Annotated in this window: 4 protein-coding genes (1 of these 4 running past the window's edge); all 4 read left to right on the top strand. The window is 71.8% G+C overall.

Going from position 1 to position 20,665, the window contains the following annotated elements; translation table 11 throughout:
* Tightly spaced (each overlapping or abutting the next), the 4 genes in view from WME98_RS50085 to WME98_RS50070 form a layout consistent with a single transcriptional unit that may run on beyond the window.
* A protein-coding gene (locus WME98_RS50085; protein ID WP_437948610.1) for an amino acid adenylation domain-containing protein crosses the window boundary here: on the top strand, positions 1-1,495 show its final stretch. 11,624 nt of this gene lie to the left of the window's left edge; the window shows 1,495 of its 13,119 coding nt (coding positions 11,625-13,119); the start codon falls outside the window, past its left edge; its stop codon occupies positions 1,493-1,495.
* Positions 1,492-18,564 (top strand): non-ribosomal peptide synthase/polyketide synthase, encoded by a 17,073-nt coding sequence (locus tag WME98_RS50080; RefSeq protein ID WP_437948609.1) that lies wholly within the window; start codon positions 1,492-1,494, stop codon positions 18,562-18,564. The genes WME98_RS50085 and WME98_RS50080 overlap by 4 nt, the downstream gene beginning before the upstream one ends.
* On the top strand, positions 18,561-19,514 hold the full coding sequence (locus tag WME98_RS50075) for a fatty acid desaturase family protein (RefSeq protein ID WP_437948608.1): 954 nt from the start codon (positions 18,561-18,563) through the stop codon (positions 19,512-19,514). Before WME98_RS50080 ends, WME98_RS50075 begins: the two co-directional genes overlap by 4 nt.
* Entirely contained in the window at positions 19,511-20,665 is a 1,155-nt protein-coding gene (locus WME98_RS50070) for a methyltransferase (protein ID WP_437948607.1), read from the top strand. Before WME98_RS50075 ends, WME98_RS50070 begins: the two co-directional genes overlap by 4 nt.

Raw genomic sequence — 20,665 nt, 5'->3', positions numbered from 1 at the left:
CATCGAGGACAGCGCGCCCATCGCGGTGCTGACGGCGGGGGGCGCAGGGCGCGACGTGGCGTGCCGTCACGTGGCCGGGACGGTCCCGATGTTCGATGTCGAGATGGATGCGGGCCAGTGGGCCTCGCGCCGCGATGACGACCTCGACGCGCGGGCGCTGGGCGTTGGCGCGGAGCACCTGGCGTACGTGATCTACACGTCGGGCTCGAGCGGTCAGCCGAAGGGCGTGATGATCGAGCACCGCAACCTCGTGAACTACACGCTTGCGGCGATCGAGTGGTTCGGGCTGGGACCTGCGGATACGGTGCTGCAGCAGAACTCGCTGAACTTCGACCTTTCGCTGGAGGAGATCATGCCAGCGCTGCTGGCGGGAGCGCGGCTGTTGCCGAGGTCGCGCCCGTTCGGGGCCGGGGACGAAGGCGAGCGCGCGAGCGTGGTGCACCTGACCGCGGCGCACTGGCATAGCCTTGTCGGCGAGTGGAGCCGTCCGGAGGCGGGCGCGCCGCCGCTGGACGGAGTGCGCATGATGAACGTGACGGGAGATGCGCTGTCGCCGCACGCGCTGGCGCGGTGGGAGGCGCTGGGCGCGGAGACGCGGCTGATCAACACGTACGGGCCGACGGAGGTGACGGTGTCGTGCAGCGCGGCGTACGTTCGCCACGAGCCAGGCGCGGCGCGCGTGAGCATCGGCAAGCCGTTCGCGAATACGCGGATGTACGTCCTGGACCGCCGCGGCGAGCCGGTGCCGGTGGGCGTGGTGGGGGAGCTGTTCATCGCGGGCGCGCAGGTGGGGCGCGGCTATCTGCACCAGCCGCAGCGCAGCGCCGAACGGTTCGTGGAGGACCGCTTCCACCCCGGCCAGCGCATGTACCGCAGCGGCGACCTGGCGCGCTGGCGGCCCGACGGGGAGCTCGAGTTCATCGGGCGCGACGACGGGCAGGTGAAGGTGCGCGGCTTCCGCGTGGAGCTCGGTGAGGTCGAGAGCGCGCTCGCGCAGCTGCCTGGGCTCGACGAGGTGGCGGTGCTCGTGCGCGAGGACGTTCCCGGCGACAAGCGCCTGGTGGCGTACTACACCGGCGCGGCCGCGCTCGACGACGATGCGCTGCGACGTCACGCCGCCGAGAAGCTGCCGGCGTACATGCTGCCGGCGGCCTACGTGCGGCTCGCCGCGCTGCCCCTCACGCCCAACGGCAAGCTCGATCGCAAGGCGCTGCCCGCGCTGGACGACTCGGCCGCGTCGAGCCAGCCGTTCGAAGCGCCGTGCGGCGAGGTCGAGGAGCGGCTGGCCCGGATATGGTCCGAGCTCCTCGATCTGCCGCGCGTCGGACGCCATGACGACTTCTTCGCGCTCGGCGGCCACTCGCTCCTCGCCGTCCGCCTCATCGAGCGGATGCGCCACGAGGACCTCCACGCCGACGTCGCCTCCATCTTTACCGCCGTCAGCCTTGCCGAGCTGGCGAGAGCCACCACGCGCCTGAAGGAGATTCTGCTGTGACGACTCTGAACCAGCTCTTGACCATGCTCGAGACCAAGGGCCTCTCGCTGACGCTCGTCGGCGACGGGCTGTCGTTGCGAGGCAACGAGTCGGCGCTCGCCGATCGCGAGCTTGTCGCATCGGTGCGCGAGCACAAGCAGGCCCTGGTCGAGCTCCTCCGAGCCGGTCACACGATCGGCGCCCGCGCGCGCGCCGCCGTGCCACCCAACCTGATCCCCGACGCCGCCGCGCGGATCACCCCCGAGATGCTCACGCTGGTGAGCCTGGACCAGGCTGCGATTGACGAGATCGTCTCGCGCGTGCCCGGCGGCGCCCCCAACGTGCAGGACATCTACCCGCTCACGCCCCTCCAGGAGGGCATGCTGTTCCACCACCTGTGGAGCCCCGATGGCGACGCCTACACCGAGGGCTACGTCATCGCCTTCCCGTCGCGGGCGCGCATGGATCGCTTCACCGACGCGCTCGAGCAGGTGGTCGCGCGCCACGACGTCCTCCGCACCAGCATCGCGTGGGATGGGCTCGAGTCGCCGGTCCAGGTGGTGCAGCGGCGCGCTGCGCTCCCCGTCGAGATCCTCGATGTCGACCCGGCCTGCAGCGACGTCGCCCGGGAGCTCGAGCTGCGCTGCGGCGCCCAGCATCTCCGGCTGGACCTCGGACGCGCGCCGCTGCTGCGCTGCTACGCCGCGCACGATGTGTCCACGGGCCGCTGGCTGCTGAGCGTCGTCTTCCATCACATTGCGATCGACCACCTCGCGCTGGAGCTGCTCGTCGAGGAGACCTGGGCCATCGAGCAGGGCCGCGGCGCCGAGCTGCCGCCGCCGGCGCCGTTCCGTGCGTTCGTCGCGGAGGCTCGGCTCGGCGTGAGCGAGCAGGAGCATGCGGCGTTCTTCACGAAGCTGCTCGGCGACATCGACGAGACCACCGCGCCGTTCGGCCTGCTCGACGAGAAGGGCGACGGCAGCGCCGTGGCGGAGGCGACCGTCCAGCTGCCGCGCGCGCTGGCCAGCGCGATTCGCGCGTCGGCGCGCCGTCTCGGCGTGAGCCCGGCGAGCCTCGTCCACCTGGCCTGGGCCCTGGTCGCGGCGCGGACGACCGGCCGCAAGGACGTGGTGTTCGGCACCGTGCTGTTCGGTCGCATGCAGGCGGGCGTCGATGCAGGCCGCATGCTCGGCCTGCTCATGAACACGCTGCCGCTGCGGGTCAGCGTCGGCGACGAGGATGTCGGGCAGGCGGCGAAGACCGTCCACGCCCTGCTGGTGGACCTCATGCGTCACGAGCACGCGCCGCTGTCGCTCGCGATGCGCGCGAGCGGGGTCGCGGCGCCGGCGCCGCTGTTCACGTCGCTGCTCAACTATCGCTACAACGTCGAGGCCAAGAACAGCGGCGACCGCAGCGACGGCGTCGAGGTCCTCGCCAGCCACGAGCGCACCAACTACCCGTTGACGCTCTCGGTTGACGACCTGGGCCACGACTTCGCGCTGACCGCGCTGGTCAGCAAGCGCGTTCAGCCCGAACGGGTGTGCGCGTTCATGCAGACCGCGCTGGAGCGCCTGGTGGACGCCCTGGAACACCGTACGCCGCTCCGCCTCGTCGACGTGCTGCCGGAGGCCGAGCGCCTGGACGTGGTGGAGAGGTGGAACCAGACGCGTGCGTCGGCGAGCCGAGGTTGCGTGCACGAGCAGTTCGAGGCGCATGCGCGGCGCAACCCCGAGGCGATCGCGCTGGTGCACGGAGCGGAGCGCGTGAGCTACGGCGCGCTGAACGCGGCGGCGAACCGCCTGGCGCATCACCTGCGCGGGATGGGGGTGGGGCCGGAGCAGCGGGTGGCGATCTGCCTGGAGCGCGGTGTGGCGCTGGTGACCGCGATCCTTGCGGTCCTCAAGGCGGGCGGAGCCTACGTGCCGCTCGATCCGGCCTACGCGTCGGAGCGGCTGGTGGCGACGCTGGCCGACAGCGACCCATCGGTGGTGCTCGTCGATGCGACGGGGCGCGGGGCGCTGGGGGAGCCAGCGTCGCGGTCGGCGCGGTGGGTCGATGTCGAGCGAGACGCGGCGCAGTGGGCGGAAGCGGCCGAGCACGATCCTGGGGTGGAAGTCTCGCCGAGCCACCTTGCGTACGTGATCTACACGTCGGGTTCGACGGGGCGGCCCAAGGGCGTGATGGTCGAGCACGCGCAGGTGTCGCGGTTGTTCGCATGCACCGAGGCGTGGTTCGGGTTCGACGAGCGGGACGTGTGGAGCCTGTTCCACTCGATCGGGTTCGACTTTTCGGTGTGGGAGCTGTGGGGCGCGCTCTCGTACGGCGGGCGGCTTGTAATCGTGCCGCTGACGACCGCGCGCTCACCGGTCGAGTTTTATGAATTGTTGTGCGCCGAAGGGGTGACGGTCCTGAACCAGACGCCGAGCGCGTTTCAGCACCTGATGGCGGCGCAGGCGCAGACGCCGAGGGTGCACCAGCTGCGCTGGGTGATCTTCGGTGGAGAGGCGCTGGAGCTGCGGACGCTCAAGCCTTGGTACGAGCGCAACGACGAGCAAGCGACGAGGCTTGTGAACATGTACGGCATCACCGAGACGACGGTGCACGTGACCTACCGTGCGCTCGCGGCTCGGGACGCGGACCGGCCTGGGCCGAGCCCGATCGGGGTGAAGCTACCCGACCTGCGGCTGTACGTGCTGGACGAGCAGAGGCAGCCGGTGGCGGTGGGGGTGACGGGCGAGCTGTACGTCGGGGGCGCGGGCGTGGCGCGCGGCTACCTCGGGCAGCCGGAGCTCACGGCGGAGCGGTTCGTGGACGACCCGTTCACGGGAACGGGGCGCCTGTACCGGACAGGCGATCTGGGTCGCTGGCTGCCCGACGGGAGCATCGAATACCTGGGACGCAACGACTTCCAGGTGAAGATTCGCGGCTTCCGGATCGAGCTAGGGGAGATCGAGGCGCGGCTGGCGGGCGCGCCAGGCGTCGCGGAGGTGGTGGTCGCCGCGCAGCCGGTGGGCGAGAGTGCGCCGGGAGAGCGGCGGCTGGTCGCGTACTACACGGGCGAGCACGCGCCGGATGCGCGCACGCTGCGTGAGCACGTCGCACGGGGCCTACCCGAATACATGCTGCCAGCCGCCTACGTGCGGCTCGCAGCGCTGCCGCTCACCCCCAACGGCAAGCTCGACCGCAAGGCGCTGCCGGCGCCAGACGTCGAGGACTTCGGGCGTCAGGGCTACGAGCAGCCGACGGGGCACATCGAGCAGGCGCTCGCCGGGATCTGGGCCGAGCTGCTGCAGGTCGAGCGCGTGGGCCGGCGCGACAGCTTCTTCGCGCTCGGCGGTCACTCGCTCGCGGCAGTGCGGCTGGTCTCTCGCGTCCGCAAGGCCTTGGGTGTCGAGCTCGCGCTGAGCGACGTGTTCTTGCGCCCGGAGCTCGCCGCGCTCGCCGAGGCCGTCAGCCGCGCCGCGCGCGCGGCCCAGCACGCGATCCCCGTCGCGCAGCGCAGCGGGCCGCAGCCGCTGTCGCTGGCCCAGCGGCGACTCTGGTTCTTGAGCCAGATGGGCGGCGCGAGCGAGGCCTATCACATCAGCGGCGTGGTCGGGCTCCGCGGTGCGCTCGCCCGCGACGTCCTCCGCCGCGCGCTCCAGCGCATCGTCGAGCGCCACGAGGCCCTGCGCACCTGCTTCCAGGAGCTCGACGGCGAGCCGGTGCAAATCGTCCAGGATGCCGGGCTGGTCCTCGACGAGCGAGACCTTCGCGGCGAAAGCGACCCCGAGGGCGCCACGCGCCGGTTGATCGAGTCGAACATGGCCCGCGCGTTCGATCTCACCCGCGAAATCCCGCTGCGTGTGCTGCTCGTGCAGCGCGCCGAGCACGAGCACGTGTTGCACGTGGTCATGCACCACATCGCCTCCGACGGCTGGTCGATCGGCGTGTTCGTGGACGAGCTGAGCCGGCTCTATCGCGCGTTCCTCGCCGGGCAACCCGACCCGCTGCCTCCGCTCGCGATCCAGTACGCCGACTACGCGGCCTGGCAGCGACGCTGGCTCGGCCACGGCGAGCTCGAGGCGCAGGCCGCGTACTGGCGCGAGAGCCTGCAGGGCGCGCCGGCCCTCCTGGAGCTGCCCATCGACCGGCAGCGCCCCGCGCGGCAGGATCACGCAGGCGCCGCGGTCGACCTCGCGCTCGACGCCGCGCTGACGGCGCGGATCCACGCGGCGGCGCAGCGCCACGGCGTGACGCCCTACGTGCTGCTGCTCTCCAGCTGGGCGGCGTTGCTGGGCCGGCTGTCCGGCCAGACCGACGTCGTGATCGGCAGCCCGGTCGCGGGCCGCAATCGGACCGAGGTCGAGCCTCTGATCGGCTTCTTCGTCAACACCCTTCCCCTGCGCATCGACCTGAACGGCGGACCCACGGTACGGGAGCTCGTGGCGCGCACCCGCGATCGGGTGCTGGCTGGGCAGGCTCACCAGGACCTGCCTTTCGATCAGATCGTCGAGGCCGTGAACCCGCCGCGCAGCCTCGCGCACACGCCGCTCTTTCAGGTGATGTTCGCCTGGCAGAACACCGCCGACGCGACGCTCGAGATGCCGGGCCTCGAGCTCTCGGAGCTGCACGTGGCGCAGCCGACCGCTCAGCTCGACTTGACGCTGACGCTGCACGAGGGCCCCGCGGGCATCACCGGTGATCTGAGCTATGCGACGGCGCTCTTCGATCACGAGACCGCAGAGCGCATCCGCGGCCAGTGGCTCACGCTGCTCGAGGCCATGCTCGCCGATGAAGAGCGGCCGGTCAGCGCACTGCCGCTCCTGTCCGAGCGCGAGCGCCGCGCGCTGCTCGTCGACTGGAACACGATGGCCGAGGTGCCGGCGCTGGACTGCCTCCACGAGCGATTCGAGGCGCAGGTCCGGCAGAGGCCCGACGCCATCGCCCTGACGCACGGCCCGGCGCAGCTCACCTATCGCGCGCTCAACGAACGCGCGAACCGGCTCGCCCATCACCTGAGGGCGCTGGGGATCGGGCCGGACCGCCTGGTCGCGATCTGCGTCGATCGCGGCCTCGACATGGTCACCGCCCTCCTCGCCGCGCTCAAGGCCGGCGGCGCCTACGTGCCGCTCGATCCGGCGTACGCGTCCGAGCGGCTCGGCGCCACGCTCGCCGACTGCGCGCCATCCGTGCTGCTGGTCGACGCGGTGGGGCGCGAGGCGCTGGGGGCGTTCACGCCGGGCCCCACGCACGTGATCGACCTCGACCGTGACGCCGCGGCCTGGGCTGATGCGCCCGACAGCGACCTCGAACGTGGCTCCACCGGCGTGGCGCCGAACCACCTCGCGTACGTCATCTACACGTCGGGATCGACCGGGAGGCCCAAGGGCGTCATGGTCGAGCACGCCCACGTCGTGCGTCTGTTCGACGCCACCGAGGCGTGGTTTCGCTTCGACGACCACGACGTGTGGACGCTGTTCCACTCGTTCTCGTTCGACTTCTCGGTGTGGGAGATCTGGGGTGCGCTCCTGTACGGCGGCCGGCTGGTCATCGTGCCGGCGGCGGTTGCCCGCTCGCCCCGCCACATGGTCGAGCTGATCTGCGACGAGGGCGTGACCGTGCTCAACCAGACGCCGAGCGCCTTCCAGCAGCTCATGGCGGCCGAGGCGGAGTGCGGGCGCGCGAACCGGCTGCGCACCATCATCTTCGGCGGCGAGGCGCTCGAGCTGCACACGCTGCGGCCGTGGTATGCGCGCCACGAGCGCGGCCCGCGGCTCGTCAACATGTACGGGATCACGGAGACCACCGTGCACGTGACGTACCGCCCGCTCGAGGCCGAGGACGCGCTTCGGCCGGGACCGAGCCCGATCGGCGTGCGCATTCCCGATCTGCAGCTGCACATCCTCGACGGACATCGCCAGCCGGTGCCGGTCGGCGTGACCGGCGAGCTCTACGTCGGCGGCGCCGGCGTGGCGCGCGGCTACCTGGGCCAGCCCGAGCTCACCGCCGAGCGTTTCCTCGAAAACCCGTTCCCGGGCGGCGGCCGGCTGTACCGCACCGGCGACCTGGCGCGCCGGCTGCCCGACGGCAGCGTCGAGTACCTGGGCCGCAACGACTTCCAGGTCAAGATCCGCGGCTTCCGCGTCGAGCTCGGCGAAATCGAGGCGTGCCTGTCGCGCGCCCCGGGCGTGCGCGACGTGGTCGTCGTCGCGCGCGAGGACGAGCCGGGCGACAAGCGCCTCGTCGCGTATTTCACGGCCAGCGGCGAATCCGCGCCGGACGCCGAGCTGCTCCGGCGGCACGCCGCGCAGTCGCTGCCGCCGTACATGGTTCCGGCCGCCTATCTCCACCTGGAGGCGCTGCCGCTCACGGGCAACGGCAAGCTCGATCGTAAGGCGCTGCCGGCTCCGCAAGCGGGCTCGTACGTGCGGCGTGCGTACGAGGCGCCGCGCGGGCGGATCGAGGTGCTGCTCGCGGACCTGTGGTCGGAGTTGCTCAAGGTCGAGCGCGTGGGACGCCGCGACGACTTCTTCGCGCTGGGCGGTCACTCGCTGCTCGCCGTACAGCTGGTGTCCAGGGTGCGCCGTGCGCTCGACATCGAGATCTCGCTCGCCGTCGTGTTCGAGCACCCCGAGCTCGCCCGGCTCGCGGAGCGCCTGAACGAAGCGGCGACCTCGCGGTTGCCCGCGTTCGTGCCGCTGACCGACGACGAGCGCCGAGAGCCCCAGCCGCTCTCGCTGGCGCAGCAGCGGCTGTGGTTCTTGACCCGGCTCGACGGCGCGAGCGACGCCTATCACATCGGCGGCGCAGTGCGCCTGCGTGGCGCGCTCGACCGCGAGGCGCTGCGCCGGTCGCTGCAGCGGATCGTCGAGCGCCACGAGGCGCTGCGCACCACGTTCGAGCGGATCGACGGGCAGCCGAGGCAGGTGGTGCGGCGCGATGCGGTGCTCCCCTGGCAGGAGCGCGAGCTCGCCGCCGAGGCCTACCCCGACCGCGAGGCCGCGGCCCTCTCGATGTGCAGCGCGCACGAGTCCGCGGCGTTCGATCTCGAGCGCGATCTGCCGGTGCGCGCGCTGCTCGTGCGGCTGTCCGCCGACGACCACGTCCTGCATCTGGTGATGCATCACATCGCCGCCGACGGCTGGTCCATGGGGATCCTGCTCGGCGAGCTGACCGCGCTCTATCGCGCCCTGGCTCGCGGCGAGGCCGATCCGCTCCCGCCGCTGGCGATCCAGTACGTCGACCACGCGGTCTGGCAGCGTCGCTGGCTCGCCGCGGGCGAGCTCGAGGCCCAGGCCGAGTTCTGGCGCCGCAACCTGGCCGGCGCGCCGGCGCTGCTCGAGCTGCCGACCGACCAGCCGCGGGTCGAGCGCAGCCACGCCGGAGCCAACGTCGATGTTCAGCTCGGCGCCGCGCTGAGCCATCGGCTGGTTGCGCTGTGCCGGCGCCACGGCGTGACGCCGTACATGGCGCTGCTCGCCAGCTGGGCCGCGACGCTCGGCCGGCTCGCGAACCAAGAAGACGTGGTGATCGGCAGCCCGGTCGCCGGCCGCAGCCGGACGGAGCTCGAGCCGCTGATCGGCTTCTTCGTCAACACGCTCGCCCTGCGCATCGACCTGCGCGGCGAACCGACGGTGGCCCAGCTGCTCGCGCGCACCCGCGCGCAGGTCCTGGCCGCGCAGGACCACCAGGACCTGCCGTTCGACCAGGTGGTCGAGGCGGTCAAGCCGCCGCGCAGCCTCGCGCATTCGCCCCTGTTCCAGGTCATGTTCGACCACCACGCCGCGCAGCCCGGCGGGCTCGAGCTGCCCGGCTTGCAGCTGTCGAGCGTCGAGCGGCCAGCGGCGACGGCCCGGTTCGACCTGTCGCTGACCCTCGAGGAGGGCGACGCCGGGATCACCGGCTCTCTGGTCTACGCGACGGCGCTGTTCGAGCGCGCCACGGTGGAGCGCATCGTGGCGCACTGGACGACCTTGCTCGAGGCCATGGCGGCTGGCGACGACCGTCGTGTCGCGGAGCTCCCGGTGCTGAGCGAGGCGCAGCGCCGGCAGATCCTGGTCGAATGGAACGACACCGCCGGGGACTATCCGCGCGCGCAGTGCCTGCACGAGCTGTTCGAGGATCAAGCGCGGCGCACGCCGGACGCGACGGCGCTCGTCGCGGGCGATCAGTCGCTGAGCTTCGCCGAGCTCGACGCGCGGGCCAGCCGGCTCGCGCGATCGCTGCGCGCGCGGGGCGTCGGTCCCGACGTGCTCGTCGCGGTCTGCGCCGAGCGCGGCATCGCGATGGTGGTCGGCTTCCTCGGGGTGCTCAAGGCCGGCGGCGCGTACATCCCGGTGGATCCGCACCACCCCGTCGCGTGGCTCGCGGAGATGCTCGAGGAGGCCGCGCCGCGCGTGGTGCTGACCGAGGCGGCGTGGCAGGCGCGCTTGCCCGCCGCGCAGGCGGACGTCGTCCTGCTCGCTCCGGGCGGCGAGCCCGTCGAGGACGTCGACCGCTCGTCCGACGCCGGCGAGCTCGACCCGCGCGCCCTCGGGCTGACCCCCCGGCACCTGGCGTACGTCATGTTCACGTCCGGATCGACCGGGCGCCCCAAGGGGGTCATGGTCGAGCACCGCGGGATCGTGAACTACACGGCCCACATGATCCGGCAGCAGGATCTGGCCAGCGGCGATGGCTCCCTCATCCTCACCTCGCTCAGCTTCGACCTCGCGCTCACCGGGCTCTACCCGCCGCTCTTGTGCGGCAAGACCGTGCGCCTCGGCACACCGGGCAACGACGTGGAGGCGTGGCGTCGCCAGCTCCTCTCGTGCTCCAACCTCGCGCCGCTCAAGCTGACACCGTCGCACCTGGCGCTGCTGCAGCAGGTGATCCCGGCGGAGGCGCTGGCTGGCCGGATCCGCACGCTCGTGCTGGGCGGCGAGCCGCTGCGCGGCGCAGCGCTGCGCTGGTGGCGCGAGCACGCGCCCGACATGCGAATCTTCAACAACTACGGACCGACGGAGATCTCGGTCGCCTGCACCGCCCAGGAGGTCGCCGATCCGCCGCCCGCGTCGGTGCCGCTCGGGCGGCCCATCACCAACGCGCGGATCTACATCCTCGATGCCCGCGGCGAGCCCGTACCGGTCGGCGTAGCCGGCGAGCTCCACGTCGGCGGCGTGGGCGTGGCGCGCGGCTACGTCAACCGCCCGGAGCTGACCCGCGAGCGGTTCCTGCCAGATCCGTTCGCCGCCGAGCCCGACGCGCGGATGTACCGCACCGGCGACGTCGCGCGCTGGCGTCCCGACGGCACCATCGAATACCTCGGGCGCAACGATCACCAGGTCAAGATCCGCGGCTACCGCGTCGAGCTCGGCGAGATCGAGACCGCGCTGCGCGCGCAGGACGGCGTCGACGAGGTGGTGGTGGTGGCGCGCGAGGACGCGCCGGGCGACCTTCGCCTCGTCGCCTACCTCACGGGCGCGCCGGTGTCGCCGGAGGCGCTGCGGCAGCACGCGAGCGATCGTCTGCCGTCCTACATGGTGCCGTCGGCGTTCGTGCACCTCGCGGCGCTGCCGCTCACGGCCAACGGCAAGGTCGATCGCGCGGCGCTGCCGGCGCCGGACGGGCAGGCCTCGACCCGCGCCTACGAGGCGCCGCGCGGCGAGAAGGAGGAGCGGCTGGCCCGGATCTGGGCCGAGCTGCTCAAGCTCGATCAGGTCGGGCGCAACGACAACTTCTTCGAGCTCGGCGGACACTCGCTCTTGGCCGTGAGCCTCATCGAGCGCATGCGCGCCGAGCGGCTGCACGCCGACGTGCGCGCGGTGTTCCTGGCGTCGAACCTGGCCGAGCTCGCCCAGCGGGCCGGCACCGAGCGCCAGGAGGTCGCGCTGCCGGACAACCTCGTCACCCCCGGGGCGACGCGCATCACCCCGGAGATGCTGACCCTGGTCCGCCTCGATCAGGAGGCGATCGACAGCATCGTCGCGGGCGTCGACGGCGGCGCGGCCAACGTGGCCGACATCTACCCGCTCGCGCCGCTCCAGGAGGGGATGCTGTTCCACCACCTGCTCGACGACAGCAGCGACGCGTACGTCGAATCGCACCTGCTCGCGTTCCCGACCCGAGCCGGGCTCGATCGCTTCGTCGCCGCGCTCGATCGCGTGATCGCTCGCCACGACATCCTGCGCACCGGCATCGCTTGGCGCGGGCTCGATCAGCCCGTCCAGGTCGTGCGCCGGCAGGCGAAGCTGCCGGTCGAGCTCGTCGCGCTCGATCCGCGCGAGGGCGACATCGCGACCCAGCTCGCCGCGCGCTGCGATCCGCGGCGCGTGCGGCTCGACATCAGCCAGGCGCCGCTCCTGCGCTGCCACATCGCGAGCGACGAGGCGAACGGCCGCTGGGTGATGAGCGTGCTGTCGCATCACCTCGTGGTCGATCACACGACCCTCGATCTGCTCGTCCACGAGGCGAAGGCCTTCTTGCGCGGCGAGGGCGACCGCCTGCCGCCGCCGGTGCCGTTCCGCACGTTCGTGGCCCAGGCGCGCCTGGGCGTCAGCCAGGACGAGCATCGCGCGTTCTTCGCGCAGATGCTTGGCGACATCGACGAGCCGACCGCGCCCTTCGGGCTCGTCGACGTGCGCGGCGATGGCCGGGGCATCGGCGAGGCGCACGAGGTTCTGCCGGCCGAGCTCGCCCTGGCCATCCGACGCCAGGCGCGGCGGCTCCGGGTCAGCCCCGCGAGCCTCATGCACCTGGCGTGGGCCATGGTGCTGGCCCGGACGACCGGCCGCGAGCAGGTGGTGTTCGGCACCGTGCTGTTCGGCCGGATGCAGGGCGGCGCCCACGCCGATCGCGGCCTGGGCCTGTTCATGAACACGCTGCCGGTGCGGCTCGGCGTCGGCGAGCGCGGCGTCGCCGAGAGCGTGGCCGCGACCCACGCGCTGCTCGTCGACCTGCTCCGCCACGAGCACGCCCCCCTCGTGCTGGCGCAGCGGGCGAGCGCCGTGCCGGCGGAGGCGCCGCTCTTCACGTCGCTCCTCAACTATCGCTACACGATCGAGGATGCCGCGCCAGAGGCGCCGACGGCGGGCGATGCGAGCGAAGACCGCATCGAGCTGCTGTCCGCCGAGGAGCGGACCAACTACCCGCTCGTCATGTCGGTGGATGATCTCGGCGAGGGCTTCGCGCTCACCGCTCACGTGCGCGAGCCGATCGAGCCCGCGCGCGTCTGCGCCTTCATGCGCACGGCCGTGGAGGCGGTCGTGCACGCGCTCGAGCACGGAGGCGGCGCGGCCCTGTGCGAGCTCGACGTGCTGCCGGCGGCGGAGCGCGCGCAGGTCGTCACTGCCTGGAACGCGACGGCGCGGGACTACCGACAGGATCTGTGCGTGCACGAGCTGTTCGAGGCCCAGGCGCGGCGAACGCCGGACGCGATCGCGGTGATCGCGGGCGAGGCCCGCGCGACCTACCGCGAGCTCGACGAGCGCGCGAACCGGCTCGCCCACCTGCTCCGCGTCCGCGGCGTGGGCCCGGACGGCCTGGTCGGCGTGGCTGTCGACCGCGGCGTCGATCTGCTCGTGGCGGTGCTCGGAACGCTGAAGGCGGGCGGGGCCTACGTCCCGCTCGATCCGAGCTATCCGCGCGAGCGGCTCGCGACCATGCTCGCCGACGCCCGGCCGAGCCAGCTCGTCACCCAGACCGCGATCGCGGCGAGCCTGCCGGCCACCTCCGCGGCGCTCGTGCTGCTCGACGCGCCGGGCGCGCTCGACGGGTATCCCAGCGGTCGCCCGGAGCGCGCGGAGCTGACATCGCGCCACCTCGCGTACGTCATCTACACGTCCGGATCGACCGGCCAGCCCAAGGGGGTGATGGTCGAGCACCGCAGCGTCGTCAACTTCCTGGCCACCATGCAGGACGCTCCCGGCATCACCGCCGAGGACGTGCTGCTCGGCGTGACCTCGCTGTCGTTCGACATCGCCGGGCTCGAGCTGTACCTGCCGCTGTCGTGCGGCGCGACCGTGGTGATCGCCACCCGCGAGCAGGCAGGTGACCCGGCGGCGCTGCATGCGCTGATCGAGGCCCACGGCGTATCGATCCTGCAAGCGACGCCCTCGACCTGGCGCATGCTCGCGCAGCACAGCTGGCCTGCGCGGTGCCGCTCGCTCAAGGTGCTGTGCGGCGGTGAGGCGTTGCCGCCGAGCCTGGCCGCGGAGCTCCTCGGCGGCGTGCCAGAGCTGTGGAACCTGTACGGTCCGACCGAGACGACCATCTGGTCGACCCTGAGCCGCCTCACCGAGCCGGTTCCGCACATCGGCCGACCGATCGCCAACACGCAGGTCTACGTGCTCGACGCGCAGCGCCGCCCCGTGCCCATCGGCGTACCCGGTGAGCTCTATATCGGCGGCGATGGCGTGGCGCGCGGCTACCTCCATCGCGAGGAGCTGACCGCAGAGCGCTTCGTGTCCGATCCGTTCGCGCCGGCCGGACGCCTGTACCGCACTGGCGACCTCGTCCGCTGGCTCCCGGACGGCGACCTCGAGTACCTCGGGCGCAACGATTTCCAGGTCAAGCTGCGCGGCTTCCGCATCGAGCTCGGCGAGATCGAGGCGCGGCTGGCCGAGGTCGACGATGTCCGCGAGGTCGTCGTGGTGGCGCGCGAGGACGTACCGGGCGACGCGCGCCTGGTCGCCTATTACACGGCGCCGGCCTCCCGTACCGACGCGCTCCGGCAGCATGCCGCCGCGAGCCTCCCTAGCTACATGATGCCGGCGGCCTTCGTGCACCTTCCGGCGATGCCGCTCACCGCGAACGGCAAGATCGATCGCAAGGCGCTGCCCGCCCCGGAGACCAGCTCGCCGGTGCGGCGTCACGACGAGGCGCCGCGCGGCCAGATCGAGCAGATGCTCGCGGGGCTCTGGGCCGATCTGCTCCAGGTGCCGGACGTGACCCGCCACGACAACTTCTTCGAGCTCGGCGGTCACTCCCTGCTCGCCGTGCAGATGGTGTCGCGGCTTCGCCGGATGCTCGACGTCGAGGTCCCGCTCGCCCACGTCTTCGAGCACCCGCGGCTGAGCGCGCTGGCCGAGCGGCTGAGCGACGCTGCCCGCTCGCAGGTCGACGCGATCACGCCGATCGAGCGTGGCGGACCGCTGCCGCTCTCGCTGGCGCAGAAGCGCCTGTGGATCCTCGACCGGCTGTCCGAAGGCCGCCAGGCGCACCACCTCCACGGCGGCATCCGGCTGCGCGGTCCGCTCGATCGCGAGGCGCTCGCCTGGGCGCTCGCGCGGATCGTCAAGCGTCACGAGGCGCTGCGCACCTGCTTCCGCGTCGTCGACGGGGAGCCCGTGCAGATCGTGCGGCCCGAGGCCGAGGCCGAGCTGGTCGTGGTTGCGCGCGATCTGCGCGGGCGGCGCGACATCGAGGCCACGACGCTGCAGCTCGCGAGCGCGCACATCGCGGCGCGGTTCGACCTCGAGCGCGACCTGCCGATGCGGGCGATGCTCATGCGCGTCGCTGACGACGAGCACGTGCTGCACATCGTGACGCACCACATCGTGTCCGATGGTTGGTCGATGGGCGTGCTGCTCGACGAGCTCAGCGCCCTGTACAACGCGCACCGCAAGGGTGCGCCCGACCTCCTGCCCGCCCTTTCGGTCCAGTACGCCGACTACGCCGCCTGGCAGCGCCGTTGGCTGGAGCGCGGCGAGCTGGAAAACCAGGTCGAGTTCTGGCGCCGCAACCTCGACGGCGCGCCGACGCTGCTCACGCTGCCGACCGATCGACCTCGCCCGGCCCAGCAGGACCACGGCGGCGACACCGTTGCCGTGCGGCTGCCCGTCGAGCTCGCCGATCAGCTCCGGGCGCTCGGCCGGCGCCACGGCGTGACCCTGTACATGACCATCCTGGCGAGCTGGGCCGTGACGCTGGGGCGGCTCGCCGGTCAAGACGACGTGGTGATCGGCACCCCGGTCGCGGGCCGGACCCGGGCCGAGATCGAGCCGCTGATCGGCTTCTTCGTCAACACCCTGGCGATGCGCATCGACCTCGCCGGCGATCCGACGTTCGCCCAGCTGCTCGCGCGCACGCGGGCCCAGGTGCTTGCGACCCAGCGTCACCAGGATCTGTCGTTCGATCAAGTCGTCGAGGTGGTGAAGCCACCGCGCAGCCTCTCGCACCCGCCGATCTTCCAGGTCCTGTTCGCATGGCAGAACACGCCCGCTGGCGCGCTCGCGCTCGACGGCCTCGATCTGGCGAGCTTCGAGGTGCCCCAGTCGTCGTCGCAGTTCGACCTGCGCCTTTCGCTCTACGAGACCGAGTCCGGGATCGAGGGTACGCTGAGCTACGCGACCGCCTTGTTCGAGCGCGCCACGGCGGAGCGCTTCGCCGCGATGTTCGAGCGGTCGCTGCGCGCGGCGGTGGCCAGCGGCGCCGACACACGGCCCATCGAACGGCTGTCGCTGCTCGACGCCGCGGAGCGCACGCAGGTGGTCACGACCTGGAACGAGACCCGCGCTCCGTACCCGGATGACCGCTGCTTCCACGAGCTGTTCGAGGACCAGGTGGCCCGCACGCCGAACGCGGCGGCGCTGGTCTGGGATTCCGGGCAGCTCTCGTACAAAGAGCTCGACGAGCGCGCCAATCGACTCGCCCGCTACCTGCGCCGCCGCGGCGTGCGAGCCGAGTCGCGCGTGGCGGTCTGCATCGACCGCAGCCCCGACGTGATCGTCGCGCTGCTCGCGACGCTCAAGGCCGGCGGCGCCTACGTGCCGCTCGATCCGTCGTACCCGCCCGAGCGGCTGGCAACCATGCTGGCCGACAGCGCACCCAAGGTCGTGGTGGTCGACGCCATCGGCAAAGCCGCCGTCGGACCTCGGGCGGTGATCGACCTGTCGCGCGGCGACGCCGCGTGGGCCAGCGAGCCAGCCGGCCCGCTCGACCGGGCCGAGGTCGGGGTCGGATCGAGGAGCCTCGCCTACCTCATCTACACCTCCGGTTCCACCGGCCAGCCCAAGGGCGTCCTGAACGAGCACCGCGGGCTTTGCAATCTGGTGACCGCCCAGAGCGCGATCTTCGGCGTCGACGAGATGAGCCGCGTGCTGCAATTCGCGGCATTCAGCTTCGACGCCAGCGTGTCGGAGGTCGGCATGGCGCTGGTCCGCGGCGCGAGCCTGCACGTGGTCTCGCGCGACGAGCTCATGCCCGGCACGGCGCTGTCGAGGACGCTCGCGCGCCACGGGATCACCCACGTCACGCTGCCGCCGTCCGCGCTCGCGCAGTGCGACCCCAAGCATTTCACGGCGACCACGCTGATCGTCGCGGGCGAGGCGATCGCGTTGCGCGAGGCGCAGCGCTGGTCGGCGCAGGTCAGGCTCTTCAACGCGTACGGCCCGACCGAGGCGGCGGTATGCGCGACGATCCACCGCTGCTCGCGCCTCGATGGCGCGACCGTCCCGATCGGACGGCCCATCCCCAACGCGCGGATCTACCTCCTCGATCGCTATCGCGAGCCAGTGCCGGTCGGCGTGATCGGCGAGATCTACATCGGCGGTGACGGCGTCGGGCGCGGCTACCTGAATCGCCCGGAGCTCACCGAGGAGCGCTTCCTCGACGATCCGTTGAGCGACCGCGCCGGCGACCGCATGTACCGTACCGGCGACCTCGGGCGCTGGCTGCCCGACGGCAGCGTCGAGTTCCTCGGGCGCAACGATCACCAGGTGAAGATCCGCGGCTTCCGTATCGAACCTGGTGAGATCGAGGCCGTGCTGGCCGAGGAGGAGGGCGTCGGGGAGGTGCTCGTGCTGGCACGCGAGGATCAGCCCGGCGACCTCCGGCTGGTCGCCTACTACACGGCGGAGCACCCGGTGCCGGTCGGCACGCTGCGCAGGCGCCTCGCCGACCGGTTGCCGGAGTACATGATCCCCTCGGCCTACGTGCACCTCGCCGGGTTTCCGCTGAGCGCGAACGGCAAGGTGGATCGCAAGGCGCTGCCGATCCCGGAAGTCGAGGCCTACGTCAGCCGCGCCTACCTACCGCCCCAGGGCGAGATCGAGCAGAGCGTGGCGGCGCTGTGGGCCGAGCTGCTGAACGTCGACCGGATCGGGCGTCACGACAGCTTCTTCGATCTCGGGGGCCACTCGCTGCTCGCGGTGCAGATGCTGGCCCGGCTGCGCGAGATCGTCGATGCGGAGGTCGCGCTGCGCGAGCTGTTCGCCGCGCCCACGCTGCTCGAGCTCTGCGCCGTGGCCGCGCGCCGGACGCCGCTGCATCTACGCTCGAACCTCACGCCATTCCGCCGCGCCGGCACCAAAGGACCGGTGTTCTTCATCCACCCCGGCCCGGGCGAGATCGGCTACGTCACCGCGCTCCTTCCGGGCATCGACCCCGAGGTGCCAGTCTATGGCCTGTCGGCCATCGGCTACCTCGCCGGCGAGACGCCGCTCGAGACGATCGAGGCCATGGCGACCGCGTACATCAGCGCCATCCGCGAGGTTCAGCCCCACGGGCCCTATCGCATCGTCGGCTGGTGCTTGGGCGGCAACGTCGGCTACGAGATGGCGCACCAGCTGCTCTCGGCTGGCGAGCGCGTCGAGTTCCTCGCCTTCATCGATTCTCCCAGCAGCGGGCCGATCGACCCGTCGTGGCTGGCCACCGTGCTCAATCGGCTCCCCGATGACATCCCGGACGAGCTGCGCGCCAAGCTCGTCGAGCTCGACCGCGCGGGCGACGTGCGCGGCATGCTGCTGACCTCCCAGGCAGCCGGCTTCTTGCCCGTCAACCTGCCGATCGACGTCATCGAGCGCTACGTGACCGTCGCGCATGCCGTCAAGCACGCCAAGCTGCGCTACGTCCCGCCGCGACTCCCGATCACGATCACGCACTATCTCGCCGCGGAGCGTGATCCGGTGTGGACGATGGATGGGTGGGAGAAGGTGGCCCAGCGCGTGGTCTACGAGGAGGTCGGCGGCGACCACATGACGATGGTGCAGCCACCGCACGCCCGCGCCCTGGCCCGACGCATCTCCGAGGACATGGCGCGTGCCAGCGCGGAGCACCTCGCCGTCGAAGCTCGGCCCTCGCGCGTCGAAAAACAATCACGAGCCCACGCGGGCCCAAACATCTCTGAATGATGGAAGCAAGCCTTGACCGCAACCGCATGATCTCGCGGCGACGCCTGGCCGAGCTGTCTCGGCGCGACACCGCCCGGGTCCTCCGCGCGTTCGCGTTCGACTACGCGGTGATCGTGGCGGCGGTCGTGATCAGCGAACGGTTCTGGTCGCTGCCGCTCTACTTGGCGGCGGTGATCACCATCGCCGCGCGTCAGGTCGGGATGTTCTCGGTTGCGCTCCACGACGGCGCGCATGGCCTGCTCACGCGCGATCGGGCTCGCAATGACCGCCTCGCGCGGCGCTTGCTCGTGCCGAGCATCATCTTCGACTTGCTCGAGTACCGTCCGATGCACTTCGACCATCACCGTCACGTCAACGCCCCGGCCGACCCCGATCTAGAGGAGTTCTTGGACTGGTACGCCCTGCCGCCGTGGCGTCGGGCGCTCCAGCTCGCGGGCGCGCTGGTCGGCCTACGCCTGCTCGTGCCGCTGTGCCGGCTGGTGATCCGTGGCAACTGGCGGCAGCGCGCGCTCGCGATCGCGATCCCGGGCGCGCTGGTCGCCGGGGTGCTCCTGCCGGTGTGGCCGCTGCGAATCGTGGCGCTCTACTGGATGGTGCCGCTCGCGACCTGGGGAATGTTCATCAACCTGCTGCGCGCGGTCGCCGAGCACTACCCGCCGGGCACGGCGAACCGGCCGTCGGACGCGCCGCTGGTGATGCTGACCCGCGATGTCGTGCCCTCGCTGTTCGACAGCGCCTTCGTGGTAACGCGCAACGCCAACTACCACCTATCACACCATCTATTTCCCAGCGTTCCCTTCTTCCGGCTCCCCGAGCTGCACCGCGAGCTCGCCCGGAGCGAGCCGTTCCAGCGCCACGCGCATGTCACTCGCGGCTACCATCGAGCCCTGCTGGAAGTGGTGTTCGACCGCGCCCCGGCCGCAGCGTTCCAGAGAGGTGCAGCGCCATGATCCCGCTCGCAATCGGCTCGTTCGTCACCCTGCTCGCGCTCGGGCTGTTCCGGCTGACCCGACAGTGGCTCGCCGAGCGCCGGCGGAGGCAGCGCATCGAGCGCGAGTTCTGGGCGCGGCAGAGCCGTGACGCCGTCACCCGGCTGGTGTCGGGCGCCGCGGCGGCGATCCCCGCGCCGCTCGAGGTGCTGCAACAGCACGCCGCAGTGAGCAGCACGGTGCAGGCGATCGTCGTCGCCCGCGAGCTCGGCATGCTGCGCTTCCTCGACGACCGTCCGGGGACGACCGCTGCCGAGCTGGCGGCCCACTTCGGCTTCGTGGAGCGCCCGGTGCGCGCGTGGGTCGAGCTCCTGGCCGCCGCGGGGGTCCTCGAGGGCCGCGACCAGGGTCTGGCGCTGACGGAGGCCGCGCGGTTCTACCTCTATCCCGAGAGCCCGTTCTTCGACAGCTCGCTGCCCGCCGCGTCGATCAGCCGCTCGCTCCTCCACACGCTGCGCTCGGGCAGCGCCGGCGGCGCCAAGGCGAAGTGGTCGGAAGGCAGCGCGCACCACGCCGCGCTATGGGGCCCGGCCATGCACCGGTTCTCGTTTCCGCTCGGCTTCGCGCTCGATGCCTCGGGTCTGCTCGCGGGCCGGCGCGCGATCCTCGATGTCGCCGGCGGCATCGGCTCGATGTGCGTCGCGCTCGCGCTCCGCGACCCCAGCCGGCAGCTCACGCTGCTCGAGCTGCCGGGCAGCGTGGACCTGGCGCGACAGCTGACCGACCGCTACGGCGTGGCCGATCGCGTGCGCTGCGTCGGCGGCGACATGTTCCAGGTCGCGTGGCCCGACGGCTTCGACGCCGTCCTGTTCACCAACATCTTCCACGACTGGAACGACGAGCGCTGTCTCGAGCTGGCGCGGCGCGCCTACGCCAGCCTGAAGCCGGGTGGTCTCGTGCTCGTGCAAGAGGCGCTGCTCGACGAGGATAGGCCCGGGCCGCTGTGGACCGCCCACTTCTCTCTCATGATGGCGCTCGACATGGAAGCGCGTCAGTTTCGCCCCTCGGAGCTGCGCGACCTGCTCGCCGAGGCCGGCTTCGTCGATCTCCGCGTCACGCCGCTGCTCGGATACAACAGCTCGGTAGTCGGTGCCCGGCCAGTCACCGGCTGA

The organism is Sorangium sp. So ce296, from assembly GCF_051529605.1.
Classification (GTDB): Bacteria; Myxococcota_A; Polyangia; order Polyangiales; family Polyangiaceae; genus Sorangium; species Sorangium cellulosum_D.
The sequence above is the reverse complement of the archived record's forward strand: the minus strand, read 5'-3'. Positions and strand labels throughout refer to the sequence as shown.

Excerpts from the sequence above, each read along its gene's own strand:
- WME98_RS50075 (WP_437948608.1), top strand. The coding sequence starts at position 18,561 with ATGATGGAAGCAAGCCTTGACCGCAACCGCATGATCTCGCGGCGACGC.
- WME98_RS50070 (WP_437948607.1), top strand. The coding sequence starts at position 19,511 with ATGATCCCGCTCGCAATCGGCTCGTTCGTCACCCTGCTCGCGCTCGGG.